This is a genomic window from Neobacillus rhizosphaerae (assembly GCF_937468385.1).
GTDB lineage: Bacteria > Bacillota > Bacilli > Bacillales > Cytobacillaceae > Neobacillus > Neobacillus rhizosphaerae.
In genome coordinates this window covers 15,134-32,271 of record NZ_CALBWS010000005.1, presented here as the reverse complement: position 1 = coordinate 32,271, position 17,138 = coordinate 15,134, and the positions used below count along the sequence as shown (strand labels likewise).

The window sequence follows — 17,138 nt, the reverse complement described above, 5'->3', positions numbered from 1 at the left end:
AATAAAAATTTATAGTTTGATTTCGTCATAGAACCTAAGCCTGGAGCACTAAAAAGTTGTCAAAATAGATGGTGCCTTGTACCCTCTAATCGGTTATTCCGTGACTAATGATTTCTACATGGACAGATGGAATAATTTGAATCTTTGGGTAATCCACTTCCCAATTCAATTTTTTCCATCTGTTGGGATAAAAAGCGATGATTCTTCTCCCAATTCCTAAACCGTCACAATTAGCTTCCTGAATTTTTTTTATGACCGTTTTCGCCTCTTTTGTAAGCTCTTTTGATAACATTTCATTTAACTTTGGAATCTCCTCTTTTGAAGCCAATCGATTATGAGGGTACTCAATGACATCCATTTTCAAGTTTAAATGGATATGAGCGTTTATCTCTCCAGACTTTTTTACTTCTACCTTTAGTTTTCTTTTCATTTTCTTTACATTAACTGTAATGTAATTATTCATGGAAGGTCTAGGAGAGCTAATCACTTTTTTTGTGAAGCGAGCCATTTTTCCTTTTTCATTTTCCATGAGATGATACATGATCGATTGATCCACCGTTAAATGCTTTCCAGAATATTTATTCCCGTGAAACATTGCCAACCCCTTTACTGATGCGCGCGATTTATTTTTATCCAATTTAATATAAGGAATCAAGAAATCCTGGCCTGGATCAAGCATTTTTGCAAATATTGATTCAATATTTTCATGGTTAACAATAGTTAAATCCTGTAAGCTTTGCATTGAATTTATTAAATATTTACTGATTTCTTCGCCGCCAATTAATTTTAGGTTAATTAGATCAATAGCCATTCCTTCTACTACCGCCGGACGGGCACTTAACGCGGTTTTTGGATTACGATATAAAACATCTAAAAATAAATTTATATCTTGTTTAGCAAGAGCCTCGCCAATTAACAGTACCCTTAATTTTGAAGAGTCAAATGTTCCCGATATTTTAGAATCAATTTTCATTTGAGCTTCTCTTGGAGTATTGGCGGTAGCTGAAACAATTTCAACTATTTGTTGTTGTGAACCTCCCTTTCCTCCTTGTGTGCTCCTCGGAAATGATGCAGCATATAATAGCTTTCCATCACTCCTCAGATCACTTGAACTCGCCATGGCAAGACTCGAATCTTTTAATGGGTTCTGATCCCAACAACCTGAGAGAAATAATAAGCACAACAGAACAAGAAGGTATTTTAGTCCTTTCAATAGTTTTTCACTCCAGTTTCTTTTTTTCGTGTAAGATACGAAATTAGTAGAAGAATTAAGGGGAGAAACAATACTAGGACCATTCCGGCATTGGTAACAAATTTAGTAAAGAATTTTATTGTTTCCCTGTTATCAATGAAAAGCGCGATGAGAGCAGCAACTCCTGCAACATAGGGTACGAACTTAGAATGAGAAGGCTGTCCGAATAGAGTAGCTACTCCAGTGGATGCAATATATAAATAATTTACAAATGAGGTGGTTACCATCACCATCCAAATCGATATAAACACTAAATCCGTACGTTCTACCACACCAAAGGAGAAGGATTTTATAAGATACAAAATGGGTTCCGGGATGATTTTCATTTCTTCAGGACTAAAATAGGCTAAGGAAGCAACTACCAAATAGGTATAAAAAAGAGTAACAAAAAGGTTCGCGATCGTTACGGCTTTTAACTTTCCTTTTGCCGGACCTTGGACAAACGGGCCTATAACTAAATACGCATCAAAACCAAGGATGGCTAATGTGGCTTCTTTCGATCCTTTTAAAATCGTAAACCATCCGGTTTTGGCCATGGGCAATAGATAGAGGAAGTTTGCATCCTTGAAGCTTAATGCAACTAAGACAAAGAGAACTAGTAAGAAAAAGGAAACAAAAACACTAAAACGTGCAATAATACGTAAATTTTGTTTACCTAAGTAAACTCCTGTAAAAACCAAAAGCAGGATGACAACGAAAATTGGCGTATTTTCCAGAACCCATATTTTCAAAAGGTGCCCATAAAAAATAAGTACTGCACTTGAAAAAAGTGTAAACTGAAAGGCATATAAAAACACCATTACTTTACCCAGAATTTTCCCTATTAATTTTGGCAGGATTTCATAAATAGTTAATGTAGGAAATCTACTATTTAATAACCAAAATATCACTAAAAAGATCTGAACAAAAATACCAGCAATAAGGATAGAAATCCATGCATCCTGTTTGGAAACCTTAAAGAGCGTATAGGGTAAAGATAATAATGCGATACCAATTTGTGTTTGTATGATATAAAATACCAGTTGTCCTTGTGTGATTGTATGCTCACTTTTCATCATCTTTTCCCCAGTCTCTGGAATTGGATTGTTGCTTAAGCTGTTGCGGATGAGGATCCAACGGACGATTGTTCAATTTCCAAATCGGCAATCGTAAAATAGAGTCTTTAAAATCTGTTATTCGGAGTGGAGTCAATGGCGCAAAGTAGGGTGTACCAAACGACTCTAACTTACATAAATGAATGAGAATAACCATAAAGCAAAACACAATTCCGATAAATCCCATCGTTGCAGCTGCTAACATAAATGGGAATCGTATGATACGCATCGATCCACTCATTTCAGTTGAAGGCACTACAAAGGAAGAAATGGCGGTTATTGCTACGACCACAAGCATCGTATTTGAAATCAAACCTGCACTAACTACGGCATCGCCAATGACAAGCCCACCTACGATTCCAATGGTTTGTCCAATTGTGGTTGGCAATCTGATTCCGGCTTCTTGAATTAACTCTATGGTAATCAACATAATCAAGGCTTCAAGAAGTGGGGGAAAAGGAATGTTTTCAACCGAACTTTTAACTGGCAATATTAATTGGTCTGGCAAAACTTCATAGTGAAAAGCGATGATCGCAATATATAAAGATGGTAATCCTACGGCAAGAGAAAAACTTAGTAATCGAACGATTCGGAAAAAAGTGCCTAAGAAAAAGCGTGAATTATAATCATCGGGAGATTGATAAAATGAAAAAAAAGTAACAGGCAAAATCAATGCTGTAGGGGTGTTGTCCACCAATAGAACAACCCTGCCTTCAAGCAAATTAGCCATGGTCCGGTCAGGCCTTTCGGTATTAAGCATTTGAGGGAAAGGTGAAAATGAAGAATCCTCAATAAGTTCCTCAAGATAGCTACTAGGCATAATAAAATCTGTGGAAATAGAATCAATCCTCCGTTCAATTTCCGTTATTAAATAAGTGTTAGCCAACTGATTCATATATAGAAGTGCTACCTTCGTTTTTGTTTCTTTCCCTACGGAAAAATACTTTACTGTTAAGTTTGGATTTAAAATACGTTTTCGAATTAACTGAATATTAACCCCTAGGCTTTCAATAAATCCATCGTGTGCCCCTCTTACTACTTTCTCACTTGAAGGTTCTGTAATACTCCTATTTCCAAATTTTTGTGTATTAACGGAGAATGCGTAAGCCCTTGTACTCACAAACAACAAAGTATTCCCATTAATTAGATCGTTTACCGCTTGTGAAAGATTGGAACATGAAATCGTCTCTAAATTAATGACAGTGGCAATGTCTTCTCTGTCTTTAAAACTCTTTAGTTGAAAAAGCGGATCAATAATTTTATCTTGTATTAGTTCTTTATCAACGAGCGTTTCGATGAATACAATCGCGGTTTCAAAATCACCATTTCGTATAGTTTGGATTTTTAAATCAGCTGTATGATTAAGATGATTTTTTATATACGTCAGATTATCATTCATGTCTGAGAAAATTAATGGCCCTTCTACTTGTGTCTGATCCGTTTTTTTTAAAAGATTATTCTTTTTTTTCCTTTTTTTAAATAAAACCATTTACCAACCCTCCCAAAAAATGCATATTATTTAGGTTGTGTTAAAGTGGTTTATTTATTCAAAAAATAAGATTTTAAGTCCTTCCTCATGATCAATCTTCGATGAAGTTGGCATCAGCAAATTCAAAGTGATCTGCAGAGATGGGAGCAAAGGAAGGGCTTGGTTTCTATCACCAGCCCTTTTACATGGAGCGTGACTTATTGGATTCTACCTGCAATGTGACGGATTACGAACTTCTTTAATATGTAAGAGGCGGGCTTCACCATGAAGCCCGCCTCATTTAATAACTAGCTAGAATTTTGCTCGTCTGTACATCAAATAATTTTTCCGATATAATAATCAATCGCTGGATGAAATAGTATGATTCACTTGTTCATACGCTTTTTCGAATTCGACTGCTACATCAATATCTAAAGCTGTTACTCCTTTTGCAGCCCATGAGCTGAGCAAAACAATAACAGCTTTATATTGGACATTGATAAATGGATGATGTTGGTTTGATTCAGCAATTTGGCCGATTTTTGAAACAAACTGTATACCTTGCAGGTAATCTTTAAACATATATTTCCTTTCGATCCATTTATCCCGCATTAACGGGCATTAAGACCCCCACTTCAAGACTTAGAGGGAATCAATAAGGATAAGCGAGGGATCAACTGCCCGTAAAAGCCCGATTGGTTCAACTAACAATCAGTGGGGGATGGAACCCCCCCACTGATTGAAGTTTCACTTTATCGTTTTTTACCTTCCAGTTTTGAAGTTTTGCACACTCCAATTGAATTTCTAAAGGAGTCAATGTTGTTAACATCCTTGACTTTCCTTTTGAAGTGGAAGTAACGATAATCCATTTTTGATAAGACGTTGAAGCTCTTCTGTTTTGCTAAGATGGAGCAATTCTTGATGAACCTGTTCTGTTTCTAACGTTTGTACACCATGCTCACAGAACAATTCCAGAATTTCCAAGCGCAGCAGCCATTCTTTTGGATAAGAGCTTCTCAACACTTGAAGAACGGTTTGAACAACAGCCCAACTATTTTCATCCAGTGTCTTTGTTTTACGAATATCTCTGATTGCTTGGTACATATTTTCTAGTTCTGTTAATAGTCTTGGTGCTGTTGCTGCCTTTTTAGGTATTTCTTCTACACCGAAGAATGCTTCTGCATCAGCAGCCCCTGGAAATGCAGATGTAACTGCTGAGCCTACCGCCATGTCGAACGTTCCCCACTGTTCTTCAAATAACACTTGATCTCCTAATGTGACTTGGCAGCTTTCGAAGGAAATGAGATTTAGTTTGTTTTTGTTTCGGATAATAGTTGAAACAATTCCCGATACTTGAATACCGCTCTTAAAAGTCAAAGTCGATTTACGACCTTTTTCAATTCCTAAAGTCAGAAGGTCTTCTTCGGTACATTCTTCAAGAGAAATACCCCCTTCTAATAAACCAATTGGAGTACCAAATCCACCACTATGAATCGCTTTCGAATGTCCAGGAAGCTCCTTATCATTCATAGCCAAAGCTGTTGGTCCTGTTGTTTTCACGTAAATAGCTTCTCCATCTGAATCCTTAAGCATTTTTTCGATCGTTCCAGTAATTTGTAATCCCGAGTTCAGGACAAATGTCGACGTACCACCAGATTGGAGCGCCTTATCTAAGCTCTCTGTTCCACCTTTTCGAAAGGCCATTGAATCGGCAAACTTTTCGATAGCCTCTGTTAATTGATCAAAATTCTCGCAAACAAATAATTGCGGCTGCATGGTCGTTACATCGTAGCTTGTCTGAATACAAGACTCTATAGAAAAAGGAAGTTTTACCACGTTTTCAGATAGGCAATGCTTGCTTTCTCCTACAGAAGATAACAGTCCGGCACCGTATATTTGAGGGTTCTTCAACGTTCCTATTAATCCGTACTCCACTGTCCACCAGAAAATCCGCGAGATTTGATCTGCTTCTGACAAACCCGTTACTGATTTTTTCCTATCGCTTAGCAATCGTTTTGCTTCTTCGATTTGTTCAGGTGTGGAATGGCGATCTTCCATGACAATAGATAGATTTCTTACTGCCTCAAATACTTCATGTTTTGCTTTTGTCGCAAATGCCTTTGAACCAATTTCTCCAAATCGTTTGACGTATGAAGCATATTTAGAATCAAATAGGATTGGTGCATGACCTACGGATTCGTGGATAATATCCGGTGCCGGTGTATATTCGATGTTTTCTACCTTTCGAATAGCCACGGCAATTGGCAAAATACCATGTGCTTGAAAATCATAAAAGGCAACACCTGGAATTAATCCATCTACAATAGCAGCTCCCCAGCCAATTTTTGAAAGGTGCTCGTTCATGTCTGATACATTTGGTATTGCCTCCGTGTCGATTCCTGATGCACGGAGACCTTCCACATATGCCGGATGGGCAGAATCCTTTAGGGCATGATGATTTTGTCTCATCACATATCGCCATACCGCATGATCAATCGGTGTGTACTCTTCATAGTGCTGCTCCGAGACAAATTGTCTCAAATGAGCTGGAATCTGTTTTGTGGATTTTGATAGTTCGTTCATACTAGATTTCATCCTTTCTATCTTTTCAATGTTGTTGTGAATTCTCTTAACAAGGTAATCGAATTCTCAGTTTCATCATTACTCCTCCTTTTCAAAAAAAACTAACATGAGTTTCAACTCCCAACCCATACATGGAAATGATCTTGATATGAGTAATACGTCAACATAATAAAGGCGGTGTGAGCAGAGCTTAGCTTCCCTAATTCGAAGTGTAAAATGTTTATTTTTCACTCGGATTTAATATACTGATTGGTTTTTGCGGCGCTCCGCCCCTTTTCCACACAAAAAAACCTACTGGAATAACCAGTAGGGACGAATAGACTTCGCGGTACCACCCTAGTTGTGAGCATAAGCTCACCACTTCATTCAGATAACGACAATGTTGCCGTCTTTCCCTTCATAAAGACTGATGTCTTTACTACGAAAAAGAAACTCCGGGAGTGTAATTCATGCTTACGTTTGTACTGATTCGCACCGACCATCAGCTCTCTGAAGACAAAATTGCTAAGCACTACTGTATTCCCTTCTATGCTTGTATTGTATTAAATTTTTATAAAAAAAATAAAAAGTCCCTACTGGAATAAACCAGTAGGGACGAATAGACTTCGCGGTACCACCCTAGTTGCGAGCATACGCTCACCACTTCATTCTGATAACGGCTATGACGCCGTCTTTCCCTTCATAAAGACAGATGTCTTTACTACGAAAAAGAAACTCCGGGAGTGTAATTCATGCTTACGTTTGTACTGATTCGCACCGACCATCAGCTCTCTGAAGACAAAATTGCTAAGCACTACTGTATTCCTTTCAACGCTCTACACTATATAACATTTCTTTTAGTAAATCGAATTATAAAGGGAGATTAGTCATATTGTCAAGGTTTAAATATTATAATGATATAGTATTAAATCAAATCTGCTCCAATACTGATTTTTCTTATTCCATTTCGAAAAAAATGATAAAATATGTGACCTTTTCTAAAGACTGTTTTCGCAAATACTGTTGCTTTTATTACTAAATCTGCCAAATTCCATTGATTCGGATGAAAATTTTCATTCTCTTCATGATTTTAAATGCGAATTCCACCAATTTTTCTCTAAAAGATCTTGCTATATTTAGCTTTTTAGCGAATTTTATGATATATCAGCGACTCTGTTGGTTTTATCAGCGACTTGTTATGATATATCAGCGAATCGAAGGGTAATTGTCATCTTTTTCCTCCTAATGCAATCGCTGACGATTCATCTCATGATTAAAACCGCTAGAGTTCTCGGCTATTTAATAAAATTTAACAACATCTTCAAAAGGCAAGAATGTTCTTTCACCAGCTTCTTCGTTTGGCTCACCAAATGGCATTTGTGCTATTAAGCTCCATTCTCCTGGAATATTCCAAGTTTGTTTCACTTCTTGATCGATAATTGGATTGTAATGCTGTAGTGACGCTCCAATTCCTTCAGCAGATAAAGACATCCATATTGCGTACTGCAACATTGCACTTCCTTGTTGTGACCAGTTAGGGAAATTTTCTTTATAGGATGGTGCATTTTCTTGCATTTGCTTTACTGTTTCTTGGTTTTCAAAAAATAGAACGGTTCCCACTCCATCGCGAAATCCTTGTAATCGTTCTACGGTTGCTCCAAAGTTTTCCTCTGGAACAAGTGGACGTAGCGTTTCTTTTACGATATCCCAGAACTTTTCATGCTCAGCGTCCATAAGCACAACAATGCGTCCACTTTGCATATTAAAAGATGTCGGTGCATGTAAAGCTGTTTTTAATACTTCGTTGATTCTTTCTTTTGTAATATTTTCATTCTTTTTCACCTTACGAATAGAACGACGGTTGATGATTGCTTCTTTTAAAGTTGTTGTAGTTGTTGACATTTTGAATCCTCCATTTTTTGTTTAATATAAAAACTATATATATACATAGATCTTTTTACAGTTCGAACGTTATTTAAAGTAAGAAAATACCTATAACGGTCCACTACTGTTTGAATCTAGTATTAGCAATACCCATTCCTATCACATTGCATGTCATCAAGTTCATTTGCTTTGTTTTTTTCCAATTCCTTATCAAAGACTTGTGCTAATTTTTCCTTGCTAGCTAACCCTTGAATCACTTCTTCGCCAATCACAAATGTTGGAACAGCCGAAATTTTCGCTTCATCATAAGCATGTTTTAAAGCCTCTTGATGAGCTTCACGATATTTCCGCGATACTAATGCTTCCTTAAAAGTATCCTTTGAAAGTCCCACAACACCGGCTATGTTTGTTAGTACCTCGATGTCCTCAATGTTTTGTTCTTCTTGGAAAAACGCGGTGAAAACTTTGTGATGGTATTCATTTCCCTTCCCATGTTCTTTCGCAAACTGGTATCCCTCAAAAGCCAAATTTGTATATGGATGAGGAGAAACACGCGGTAAACGCATTTCAATCCCTAACTTCTTCGCAGCAGGCTGAATAAAGGAATCCCAGGAGCTTAATTTTGCAGGATCCTGCCATGGGTCAATTTTCGGATATGGACTCGGACGTAATTCAAATGGCATCCATTCTACCTCAACATCTTTTTCCTTTGCGATTTCATCTAACGGGCCTTTTCCTAAAAAACAAAATGGACATATGAAATCAGAATAAGCTTTAATTTTTACAGTCATTTAGTTTCTCACCTTTCTCTTTATTATTTTTTCGTTGTAATGAAAATAGTTACAACGAGGGGTAAAAAAAATGTACGTCTCAATACAGAGAACTGCACATGGAGATTTATTTATTGTGAAGAATTTATCCTATTTATTAATGTTGTATCTACTTGTTCCATTGTAATGTTTTCCAACACGCTTTCCATTGCTTCTTGTGCTTGTACTAAAATAACCTCTAAAACATTTTGTATGTTAGCACCTATTGGACAATCTGGATTTGGCTGCTCATGGATATGAAATAAGTTTTCTTCTTTTACAACGCTTACTGAACGATACACATCTAATAGCGTAATATCACGTAAATCTTTCACAAGAGAAGCCCCTCCTGTTCCACGGCGGACTTGAACTAGACCAGCTTTCTTTAGATATGACAATATTTGTCGAATCACAACTGGGTTTGTATTTACACTTCCTGCCATAAATTCTGAAGTACAAATCGCTGCTGGATTATTGTTTATGAGAGATAAAATATGGACAGCAATTGTAAAGCGACTACTAATTTTCAAATTCATCACCCCTTGTTGTAACTATTATAGTTACAACAGAAATAGAAGTCAACTACTTGGTGATAAAAAATCTAAAATCATATTTGCAAGTTCAACGTCACCTTGGGAAGGGCAAACTAAAATAAGGAATAAAAAACTAACCTTAGTTTATTAATCAATCTAAAGAGGCACTGTCATCCGTGCTTTTAACACATAATTCATGAGAGCCAGCTGAAGTTCTGTCAGCGCCTCATGTTTAAGGTTCTATACTCCTCGACTTGGAAAAGGCAATTTTATTATGCAAGGTTCGGGAAGCGTTTAAAGGGTATAAGTCATATTTCTTAATACGTGTCAAAGAGACATTTTTTTACACAAAATTAGTAAATTTCTCACAATTATTCACAATTTGATGATAAAATATATAATTAATAGAGCAATCTATTAAATTATATCGAAGGGTTGGATTTAGAAAATGTCAATTATGAAAAAACAAGATCTTACATCAGAGGATTTACAACTCCTTAGTTCAGAGATGAGCAAAAAACAAAAATCAACTGGTACTACTTGGTTGCTTTGGTTTTTCACTGGAGGTTTCGGTGGACATCGTTTTTATTTAGGGAAAACAGGTACGGCTGTTGCTATGTTATTAACATTTGGGGGTTTAGGTATTTGGACATTTATTGACCTATTCTTGCTAAACGGTATGATTAAAGATACTAACGAAACGATTGAAAATGAAATCCTTTCAGAAATTCGTTTATTAAAAAATGCTAAAAAGAACTCTATGGTAGGAAATTAATCGATAACAATGAATAACTTGAATATATCGAAGATGGACCTTACATTAGAGGAACTAGCCGTTCTTGAATCAGAAATGTTAAAACGGAAGAAAAATAAAGAAGCAGCTTGGGGTTTATGGGCTGGAATGAGTTTCTTTGGAGCGCATCGCTTCTATACTGAGAATTATAAATATGCTTCAGCTATGCTATTAACAAGTATTATTCCGATTATTGCTATTATTATTATATTATCGACAGTGGAATACTATAATGGTTTTACTCAATTTTTCATGTCTATATTCATTTTCCTTTTAATAGGTTCAGTTATATGGTCATGGATTGATGCATTCTTCTTAAATAAACGTATAGATGATTTGAATGAGAATGCTGAAATTCTCATCCTCAATTCAATTAGAGAACAAAGAAACTTCCGGAAACCAGAATGATTTTCATTCTGGTTTTTTCCTTGTAGTAATACCTTTTAACTCATGGAAATTGATTTAATGGTTTTGGTAAAAAAGCAATAGAGCAGCTTTGATGGAGAATAGAAAATAAGGATGAACCTATTCATGAAATCCTGTTGCTGGTAAAGTGTCCTTCATCTCAATTACTTGCCATCCAGATACTCCAGTATCATTTTCACATGACTCGTCTGGCCGATGAGGGTCGAGTATTTATAGGCCGATCGATCATAATCCTCTTTAAACGTTTCAGGCAGCTCTATTAGCTGCTTGTAGTTCTCCTCCACTTTCTTTTCTGCATGACTTGAAATCTTCACCTGATGAACATCCCTATCAAACTGATCGTAAATTCGATAGACTGCTGCCTCAGTTGGATGCTCTGGGAGAGCTTGCAGATTGGAATAAAGGAGCTGGTACGGTTCCTTGATCACATTTAAATATTCCTCATAAGTGGCAACACCCGCTGATTTGTTCCAGAAAAGAGCACCGATGAAAGAAGCAGCTAGAAATCCCGTCACTACGATTGAGATGGTCATAAGTTTTTTCGGATTAAGCAGGTTTTTCATGTGCTTCTCATCCTCTACATTCTGTTAAAAATATAAGTATAAAGTGATTATACAATGGCAAAATCACGTTTTTTCATCTAATTTATGAATCTTTTAGAACTTCACTCCTATTTCGACATCTTTTATCTAAAAATGTCGAATTCTGTTCAAGGTACAGACGCTTATAGTGGCTATTTTTCATTTACACTAATAGCGAAAGGGAAAACGTTGAAAACAGAGAAAAGGACCCATGACATGAAGAACATGACGATAAAAAAACAGTTATCGCTTATTTTTATTATTATTACGATCGTTCCTATTGGGATCCTCGGGATTTTTCATAGTATCGAAATAACCGATTTCATATCCCAGACATCTAAAAATCAGAAGTATGCCACGCAGCGCCTGGCAGAATCGGTTGAAACGTATGTCAATTTTCATGTTAACTATATTGAATCGATAAGCTATAATCTCTCACAATCGCAAAATAGCGACCGTGAGTTTATGACCATGCTTCTTAAAGGTGGGAAAACCAAGCTCCCTGGGTTTATTGAATTGTACGTTGGCAACAGCGAAGGGAAAATTATCGCTTCCTACCCTTGCAATCGTCAAAACGGAGAATTTCTTTTAGGGGAAGATATCAGCAATCGGGACCATTTCAAGGAAATTAAAGCAGCGGAACGAACGGTGGTGACGCCGATCCTGTTAGGACGACATTCGAAAAAACCACTGATCATGATCGCAGCGCCGATTCTTTATGAAAATCAATTTCAAGGGTATGTCCTTGGCACGCTTGATCTGACTGCATTAACCAATCTGATTACCGATTATGACTACGGAACAGGTGCCTACCCTGTCGTTGAGGATCAGGAGCAGAAAATTATTTATCATCCGGTCCAGCCTTCAATCAGCAAGAATTACGATGTAAAAAACCATAAGGAACAGAATCATTTGGAAAAACGCAACCGCGGCGATGGTGAGTATTACTCGACCGTCTATCATCGTTACGAATATTTACAATTTGAAATGATCCCCTCCTTAAACTGGACGGTTTATGTGGCAAAGCCTGCTTCCATCAAAACAGAAAGTATCCGTAGTGCCTTATTTCTTCTTGGCATGGTTTTATTCGTAACGCTTCTATTTACTCAATATCTGTCCCGGCTCTTGTCACGGCGGATGTTGGAGCCCATTAATGTTTTGCTTGACTATTCGGCAGCCATTGAGGAAAAATCGTTTTCGCTAAAAAACTTTGATCGGATCCAGATTCTTAATGCTGCCCGGGAATTTAACCTACTCCTGCATCGGTTCTATGAAATGGGTAGTAAAGTTTTTCAGAACCGCGAAGAACTAATCAACCTCAATCTAGACTTAGAAAGACGGATCGAGGAGCGGACAAAAGGGTTAGTGTTGAAAAACCATCAGCTCGAATTAATTAACAGGCTTAATTATCAGCCTTTACCTGTCATGGAACCGCAGGAATTTCTATCGTCTACACTTAAGGAACTGTCAGAATTAGTAGAGACTCCCGTTACATATGCGGCAGAAGAGGAAATAAGTACTCACGCCCCACTCCCGATTGGACAGTTTTCTGTCCCTGTTTCCGTTACCGGAAAGAGGCTCGGATATTTATTTATTGGACAAATGCTCGACTTACCTAATCAGGAGTTTCTGCAGGTGTTCGCGAGATCCTTAGCGATGGTGGTATATAACGACATGTTATTGGCACATCTTCGCAATCGAAACGCCATTCTGAAGACAGCGACAGAAAATATGAATGATGGATTTGTCTTAGTTACGAAGCAAGCGGAAATTACCTACGCGAACGATTTATTTGCGCAAACCCTTGAACTCAGCCATGTCCAGATCGTAAATAAAAAATTAGCCGCAATTTTGTCGCTTATCCGTTTTTCCGAGGAGAATTATGGAGAGCACCTTTTATCTGCTCTCGACGAGCAAACAAGCCATGTGAATTTTGCCATTAACAGAAAAGACGGAAAGCAAAAACATTTATCGCTTACAAAGTTTCCTGTTCATGATGAGGAGGAAACCTTTGGCTTCGGACTTGTCTTACGCGATATTACGAAGGAAACAGAAATGGATTTGTTAAAAAATCAACTCATTTCGTTTACTTCACATGAATTTAAAACACCGCTTACCACCTTAAACAGCAGCATTGAAACCTTGATGCGAAAGGATGTGGAGTGGGAGGAAGCGTTTATTGACGAAATTTTTCTTGGAATGACGGACGATGTTAAAAGGCTTGAACAGCTCACTAGTGATTGGCTTGATATTGTGAAAATAGATTCCAATGCACTTGTCCTAATTAAAGAACAGACAAGAATCGGTTCGTTCGTGGAAGGGGTCCTGCAGGGACTAAGGAAGCCCCCCTTTGATCAGGCAAAAATCATTTATACGTGGACTGAATCGTCAGAGCAAGTACTCTTCTTTGATATGAAACGGCTCGAACAAGTAATCAGGAATATTATTACCAATGCCATTCGCTACAGCCGCGGCAATCCAACGATTCTTGTAAGGATCTATGAGGATGACTGGAATATTTTTATCGATTTTCAGGACAATGGCATTGGAATGGCAGCGGAACATTTGCTGAAAATATTCGATAAATTTTACCATGTGGATATTTCACGGACCCGAAAAACGGGTGGGACTGGTCTTGGGCTCGCGATTTGTAAGGGAATTCTCGACTCCCACGGGTGGAAAGTGAACGTTGCAAGTGAAATCAATAAAGGAAGTACTTTTACCATAGTGATCCCAAAAGTGGAGCAGGTGAACGAATGCTGAAACAAAAAATTGTCATTGTCGATGATGAGCCGAAAATAATCAGATTGGTGTCCGCAAATTTACGAACACAAAATTATGAAGTTGTCACCTATACAAACGGGCATGAGATGCTCGAAAATTATGATCGAATCATGCCGGATTTAGTCCTTCTTGATATCTTAATGCCTGAGATTGATGGATTTAAGGTGTTAGAAGCGTTACGCAGTTTTTCTACTGTTCCCGTTATTATGCTGTCTGCCTGCCATGATGCCAGCGATAAAGTGACGGCGCTTGATTTAGGGTCAGATGACTATATGACAAAGCCGTTTACATTAGAAGAATTATATGCCCGCATCCGTGCGGTCCTAAGAAGAACAGGAGCGCAGCAGCCGCCAGCCGAAATTGCTACCTCTAGTACAATAATAAATTTACAAATTGATTACGCCAAACTACGGATTAGTGTCGATGGAAGGAAAGCAGATGTTTCCAATACCGAATACAAGCTGTTTGCCTACCTTGCCACAAATCGCGGCAAAGTCCTTACCCATGAAGAACTGCTGAAACAGATATGGGGTCCAGAATACCGGAATGATATTGATTATTTACGGGTAACAATCGCAAGACTGAGGCAAAAATTACGAAAAGCAAATGGCGAGAATAAGATCGAATACATTATCACCTATCCTGGTGTGGGATACATGATCGAATAACCTATTGGAGGCAGTCTCAAATGAGATCATTCCCCTGCTCACTTCATCGCGAGTTAGCAGGGAATGACACCGTTTGCGGCAGCCTCTTTTTTTGCCCTTTTTTCGTTGAAAATTCATTTATGTCCGTTTTTTGAATGAAATGTTTTTGTAAGGTCTTTTTCAACGACTGTTATGAGGATGTAAGGCGCTTTTTATTATCATGATGATATGAAGTATTTTTTGTGAAAAAAATCACAAACGAGGTGACTAGAACAATGAAAGAAAAAACAACTCGCCTGGAATTATTAAAGCAGGGCGCAATGGCTTTTGCTGTCTTGGCTGTAGGAGGACTCCTGCCCATATCGGTCTTGGGGAAGACTGCAAAAAAGACTGTGAAAGGTTCATCGAGCAAAATCAAATTTGATGAAGTGTTTGATGTGATTGTCGTCGGAAGCGGCTTGGCCGGGTCAGTGGCAGCGATGACTGCCGTCGAAAAAGGAAATAAGGTCTTAATCGCCGAGAAAATGGAGTACCTAGGAGGCAGTTCCATTAACCAAGAATTTCACTTTTCTTGCCCTGGAAGTGCGGAACAGAAACAAAAAGGAATCAAGGACTCCCCTGAGATCCTGATCAAGGATCTACAGAAAGTAGGCGAAAACTACGGAGCGCCTGAATTAATTAAGGAAATGGCGAAAAACAGCCCTCGCTTTTATCAGCTTTTAAGCAAGCTTGGAATTACCTTTGAGCAGCTTAAACCGCTAAGAGGACATTCTGTGCCCCGGACATTATGGCTCGCGGATGGCGGTAAAAAAGTTTTAGAGAAAATGCACACGTATTTAAATGGCAAGTGCGAGATTCGCAAGCAGGTCAAAGTCGATGAAGTACTCACCGATGCTAACGGCAGAGTAATCGGCGTAAAGGTACGCGAGCAATACGTGAGCAGCAAAACCCATGATGATGACCTGATTAACCGTTCGGGCGTCTTCAAAGTTTACGGAGCAACAAAAGGAATCATTTTAGCAAACGGTGGGTTTGCCCATGATAAAGCCTTTATCTCGGGAGAAGCAAACTATTTCGGGAAATTATCAGAGCTGTCAGGATCGGCGCATCCAGGTTCAACGGCCGGACTACTGAAAGCAATGATTGTAAAAGGGGCACATCCCGTTAATACCTCGTTGTATCATTTTGCCTATCCACTGTATGAACGTGACTTTTATTATGGATTAATGGTCGATGCTGCCGGTAGCCGAATTGCGGATGAAGGAAATCCCAACAAGTTTGGCCGAATTGCGTTTAAATCAAAAAATAAACTGGGCGGTAAGTCGCCGATTTGTGTATTTGACAAGACCGGATTTGAGCTGATTTCCGATAAGCAACGAAGAGATGCCGCAGTACAGGCGGGCTCGCTCCAACAATTTGCTTCCATTGAAGAGCTTAGCAGTGCATACAGCATTCCGGTTGTTGCCTTGGCAAAAACCATTGCTGACTATCATCAAACCATTGATAGCAAAAAAGATGAAGTGTTTATGAAAATGGTTGGCGAATTAAACGGGGCCGCGGTAAAGAATGCACCTTTTTATGTCATAAAAGTAGAACCTGAGCTCAATTACACAACGGGCGGTCTCCGAATTGATCCGAAGGCCCGGGTTTTAAAAATGGCAACTGGCAAACCATTTAAGGGCTTATTTGCTGCTGGCGAAGCAGTCGGCGGAGTTCACGGCGCCCAAATAATAGAAGGAATGTGCACGCTTGATTGCGGGACATTTGGAATGATCGCAGGCGAACAGGCGGCAGCCATGGAAGCAGTGAAGTTGAATTAGGCATAGGAGGCGAACAAACGTGAAAAAATTACTTATCGTACTTGGGGTATTGGTGATAGCTAGTATTGCCTTTGTCTATGAAGGCATGAATGCCAAAGAGCAAAGTAAAGAGACAGCAGTTAACATGCCGGCAACAACACTTCCTGCTTCCAAACTGACGGAGCTCCAGAAAGATTACCCTTCAAAAAATGATCAACATAAAAAACTAGGGTTTGATTGTGTAACATGCCATGGCGATTTTAAAGACCCAAAGGAAGTACTTCCTTTGCAAAAAGAACAATGCTTGACCTGTCATGGTGATTATAAAAAAGTAGCAAAAAGAACCTCGTTTTTAGATAAAAAGGAAGTCAATCCACATGATGGATTCCACCACAAAGACCAATTGGATTGTGCGGACTGTCACCGTGAACATAAACCATCGGTCAACTATTGTGCGAACTGCCATGACACAAAAGTTTGGATGAAATCTACTCCGTAGTGAAAGG

15 protein-coding genes and 2 other annotated features are annotated in these 17,138 nt (G+C 38.4%); of the genes, 6 read left to right on the top strand and 9 right to left on the bottom strand.

Annotated elements, in window-relative coordinates; all coding sequences use genetic code 11:
- Positions 1-85: 85 nt before the first annotated feature.
- From M5A78_RS06090 to M5A78_RS06055, 8 genes are all read right to left on the bottom strand, one after another.
- A complete protein-coding gene (locus tag M5A78_RS06090) occupies positions 86-1,213 on the bottom strand; it encodes a Ger(x)C family spore germination protein (RefSeq protein WP_248734399.1) in 1,128 nt (375 codons plus the stop codon).
- Entirely contained in the window at positions 1,210-2,310 is a 1,101-nt protein-coding gene (locus tag M5A78_RS06085) for a GerAB/ArcD/ProY family transporter (RefSeq protein ID WP_248734398.1), read from the bottom strand. Before M5A78_RS06085 ends, M5A78_RS06090 begins: the two co-directional genes overlap by 4 nt.
- A complete protein-coding gene (locus M5A78_RS06080; protein WP_248734397.1) occupies positions 2,297-3,835 on the bottom strand; it encodes a spore germination protein in 1,539 nt (512 codons plus the stop codon). Before M5A78_RS06080 ends, M5A78_RS06085 begins: the two co-directional genes overlap by 14 nt.
- 339 nt (positions 3,836-4,174) lie before the next feature.
- The gene (locus tag M5A78_RS06075) at positions 4,175-4,426 is read right to left on the bottom strand and encodes a 4a-hydroxytetrahydrobiopterin dehydratase (RefSeq protein ID WP_248734396.1); all 252 of its coding nucleotides are present in this window, start codon (positions 4,424-4,426) and stop codon (positions 4,175-4,177) included.
- Between the two features lie 210 nt (positions 4,427-4,636).
- A complete protein-coding gene (locus M5A78_RS06070; protein WP_248734395.1) occupies positions 4,637-6,397 on the bottom strand; it encodes an aromatic amino acid hydroxylase in 1,761 nt (586 codons plus the stop codon).
- Positions 6,398-6,702: 305 nt separating this feature from the next.
- Positions 6,703-6,935: a binding site (T-box leader), on the bottom strand.
- A gap of 49 nt (positions 6,936-6,984) precedes the next feature.
- Positions 6,985-7,217, bottom strand: a binding site (T-box leader).
- 458 nt (positions 7,218-7,675) lie between these two features.
- Positions 7,676-8,278 carry a nitroreductase family protein gene (locus M5A78_RS06065; protein WP_248734394.1) on the bottom strand — a complete coding sequence of 201 codons (603 nt, stop codon included), beginning with the start codon at positions 8,276-8,278 and terminating at the stop codon, positions 7,676-7,678.
- Between the two features lie 122 nt (positions 8,279-8,400).
- Positions 8,401-9,051 carry a DsbA family oxidoreductase gene (locus M5A78_RS06060; RefSeq protein ID WP_248734393.1) on the bottom strand — a complete coding sequence of 217 codons (651 nt, stop codon included), beginning with the start codon at positions 9,049-9,051 and terminating at the stop codon, positions 8,401-8,403.
- A 110-nt stretch (positions 9,052-9,161) separates the two neighbouring features.
- Positions 9,162-9,599, bottom strand: coding sequence for an Rrf2 family transcriptional regulator (locus tag M5A78_RS06055; RefSeq protein WP_248734392.1), 438 nt, complete (start codon positions 9,597-9,599; stop codon positions 9,162-9,164).
- A gap of 460 nt (positions 9,600-10,059) precedes the next feature.
- Between M5A78_RS06055 and M5A78_RS06050 the strand changes: the two genes are divergently transcribed.
- Together M5A78_RS06050 and M5A78_RS06045 are read left to right on the top strand one after the other, a co-directional pair.
- The gene (locus M5A78_RS06050; protein WP_248734391.1) at positions 10,060-10,377 is read left to right on the top strand and encodes a TM2 domain-containing protein; all 318 of its coding nucleotides are present in this window, start codon (positions 10,060-10,062) and stop codon (positions 10,375-10,377) included.
- 9 nt (positions 10,378-10,386) lie between these two features.
- On the top strand, positions 10,387-10,803 hold the full coding sequence (locus tag M5A78_RS06045; RefSeq protein WP_248734390.1) for an NINE protein: 417 nt from the start codon (positions 10,387-10,389) through the stop codon (positions 10,801-10,803).
- 161 nt (positions 10,804-10,964) lie between these two features.
- Here the strand turns inward: M5A78_RS06045 and M5A78_RS06040 are convergent, their stop codons facing one another.
- Positions 10,965-11,384, bottom strand: coding sequence for a hypothetical protein (locus M5A78_RS06040; RefSeq protein ID WP_248734389.1), 420 nt, complete (start codon positions 11,382-11,384; stop codon positions 10,965-10,967).
- A 207-nt stretch (positions 11,385-11,591) separates the two neighbouring features.
- Between M5A78_RS06040 and M5A78_RS06035 the strand changes: the two genes are divergently transcribed.
- From M5A78_RS06035 to M5A78_RS06020, 4 genes are all read left to right on the top strand, one after another.
- Positions 11,592-14,165: a sensor histidine kinase gene (locus M5A78_RS06035; protein WP_248734388.1), complete on the top strand. Its 2,574-nt coding sequence runs from the start codon at positions 11,592-11,594 to the stop codon at positions 14,163-14,165.
- Positions 14,159-14,854: a response regulator transcription factor gene (locus M5A78_RS06030; RefSeq protein WP_248734387.1), complete on the top strand. Its 696-nt coding sequence runs from the start codon at positions 14,159-14,161 to the stop codon at positions 14,852-14,854. Before M5A78_RS06035 ends, M5A78_RS06030 begins: the two co-directional genes overlap by 7 nt.
- A gap of 254 nt (positions 14,855-15,108) precedes the next feature.
- Positions 15,109-16,653 carry an FAD-binding protein gene (locus M5A78_RS06025; RefSeq protein ID WP_248734386.1) on the top strand — a complete coding sequence of 515 codons (1,545 nt, stop codon included), beginning with the start codon at positions 15,109-15,111 and terminating at the stop codon, positions 16,651-16,653.
- Positions 16,654-16,672: 19 nt separating this feature from the next.
- Positions 16,673-17,131 (top strand): cytochrome c3 family protein, encoded by a 459-nt coding sequence (locus tag M5A78_RS06020; protein ID WP_248734385.1) that lies wholly within the window; start codon positions 16,673-16,675, stop codon positions 17,129-17,131.
- The last annotated feature ends 7 nt before the right edge of the window (positions 17,132-17,138 follow it).

Bases quoted from the DNA above. Each gene is read 5' to 3' on its own strand.
- M5A78_RS06065 (WP_248734394.1), bottom strand. From the start codon at position 8,278: ATGTCAACAACTACAACAACTTTAAAAGAAGCAATCATCAACCGTCGT.
- M5A78_RS06060 (WP_248734393.1), bottom strand. From the start codon at position 9,051: ATGACTGTAAAAATTAAAGCTTATTCTGATTTCATATGTCCATTTTGT.
- M5A78_RS06045 (WP_248734390.1), top strand. From the start codon at position 10,387: ATGAATAACTTGAATATATCGAAGATGGACCTTACATTAGAGGAACTA.
- M5A78_RS06025 (WP_248734386.1), top strand. From the start codon at position 15,109: ATGAAAGAAAAAACAACTCGCCTGGAATTATTAAAGCAGGGCGCAATG.
- M5A78_RS06030 (WP_248734387.1), top strand. From the start codon at position 14,159: ATGCTGAAACAAAAAATTGTCATTGTCGATGATGAGCCGAAAATAATC.
- M5A78_RS06085 (WP_248734398.1), bottom strand. From the start codon at position 2,310: ATGATGAAAAGTGAGCATACAATCACACAAGGACAACTGGTATTTTAT.
- M5A78_RS06075 (WP_248734396.1), bottom strand. From the start codon at position 4,426: ATGCGGGATAAATGGATCGAAAGGAAATATATGTTTAAAGATTACCTG.
- M5A78_RS06040 (WP_248734389.1), bottom strand. From the start codon at position 11,384: ATGAAAAACCTGCTTAATCCGAAAAAACTTATGACCATCTCAATCGTA.
- M5A78_RS06080 (WP_248734397.1), bottom strand. From the start codon at position 3,835: ATGGTTTTATTTAAAAAAAGGAAAAAAAAGAATAATCTTTTAAAAAAA.
- M5A78_RS06050 (WP_248734391.1), top strand. From the start codon at position 10,060: ATGAAAAAACAAGATCTTACATCAGAGGATTTACAACTCCTTAGTTCA.
- M5A78_RS06070 (WP_248734395.1), bottom strand. From the start codon at position 6,397: ATGAACGAACTATCAAAATCCACAAAACAGATTCCAGCTCATTTGAGA.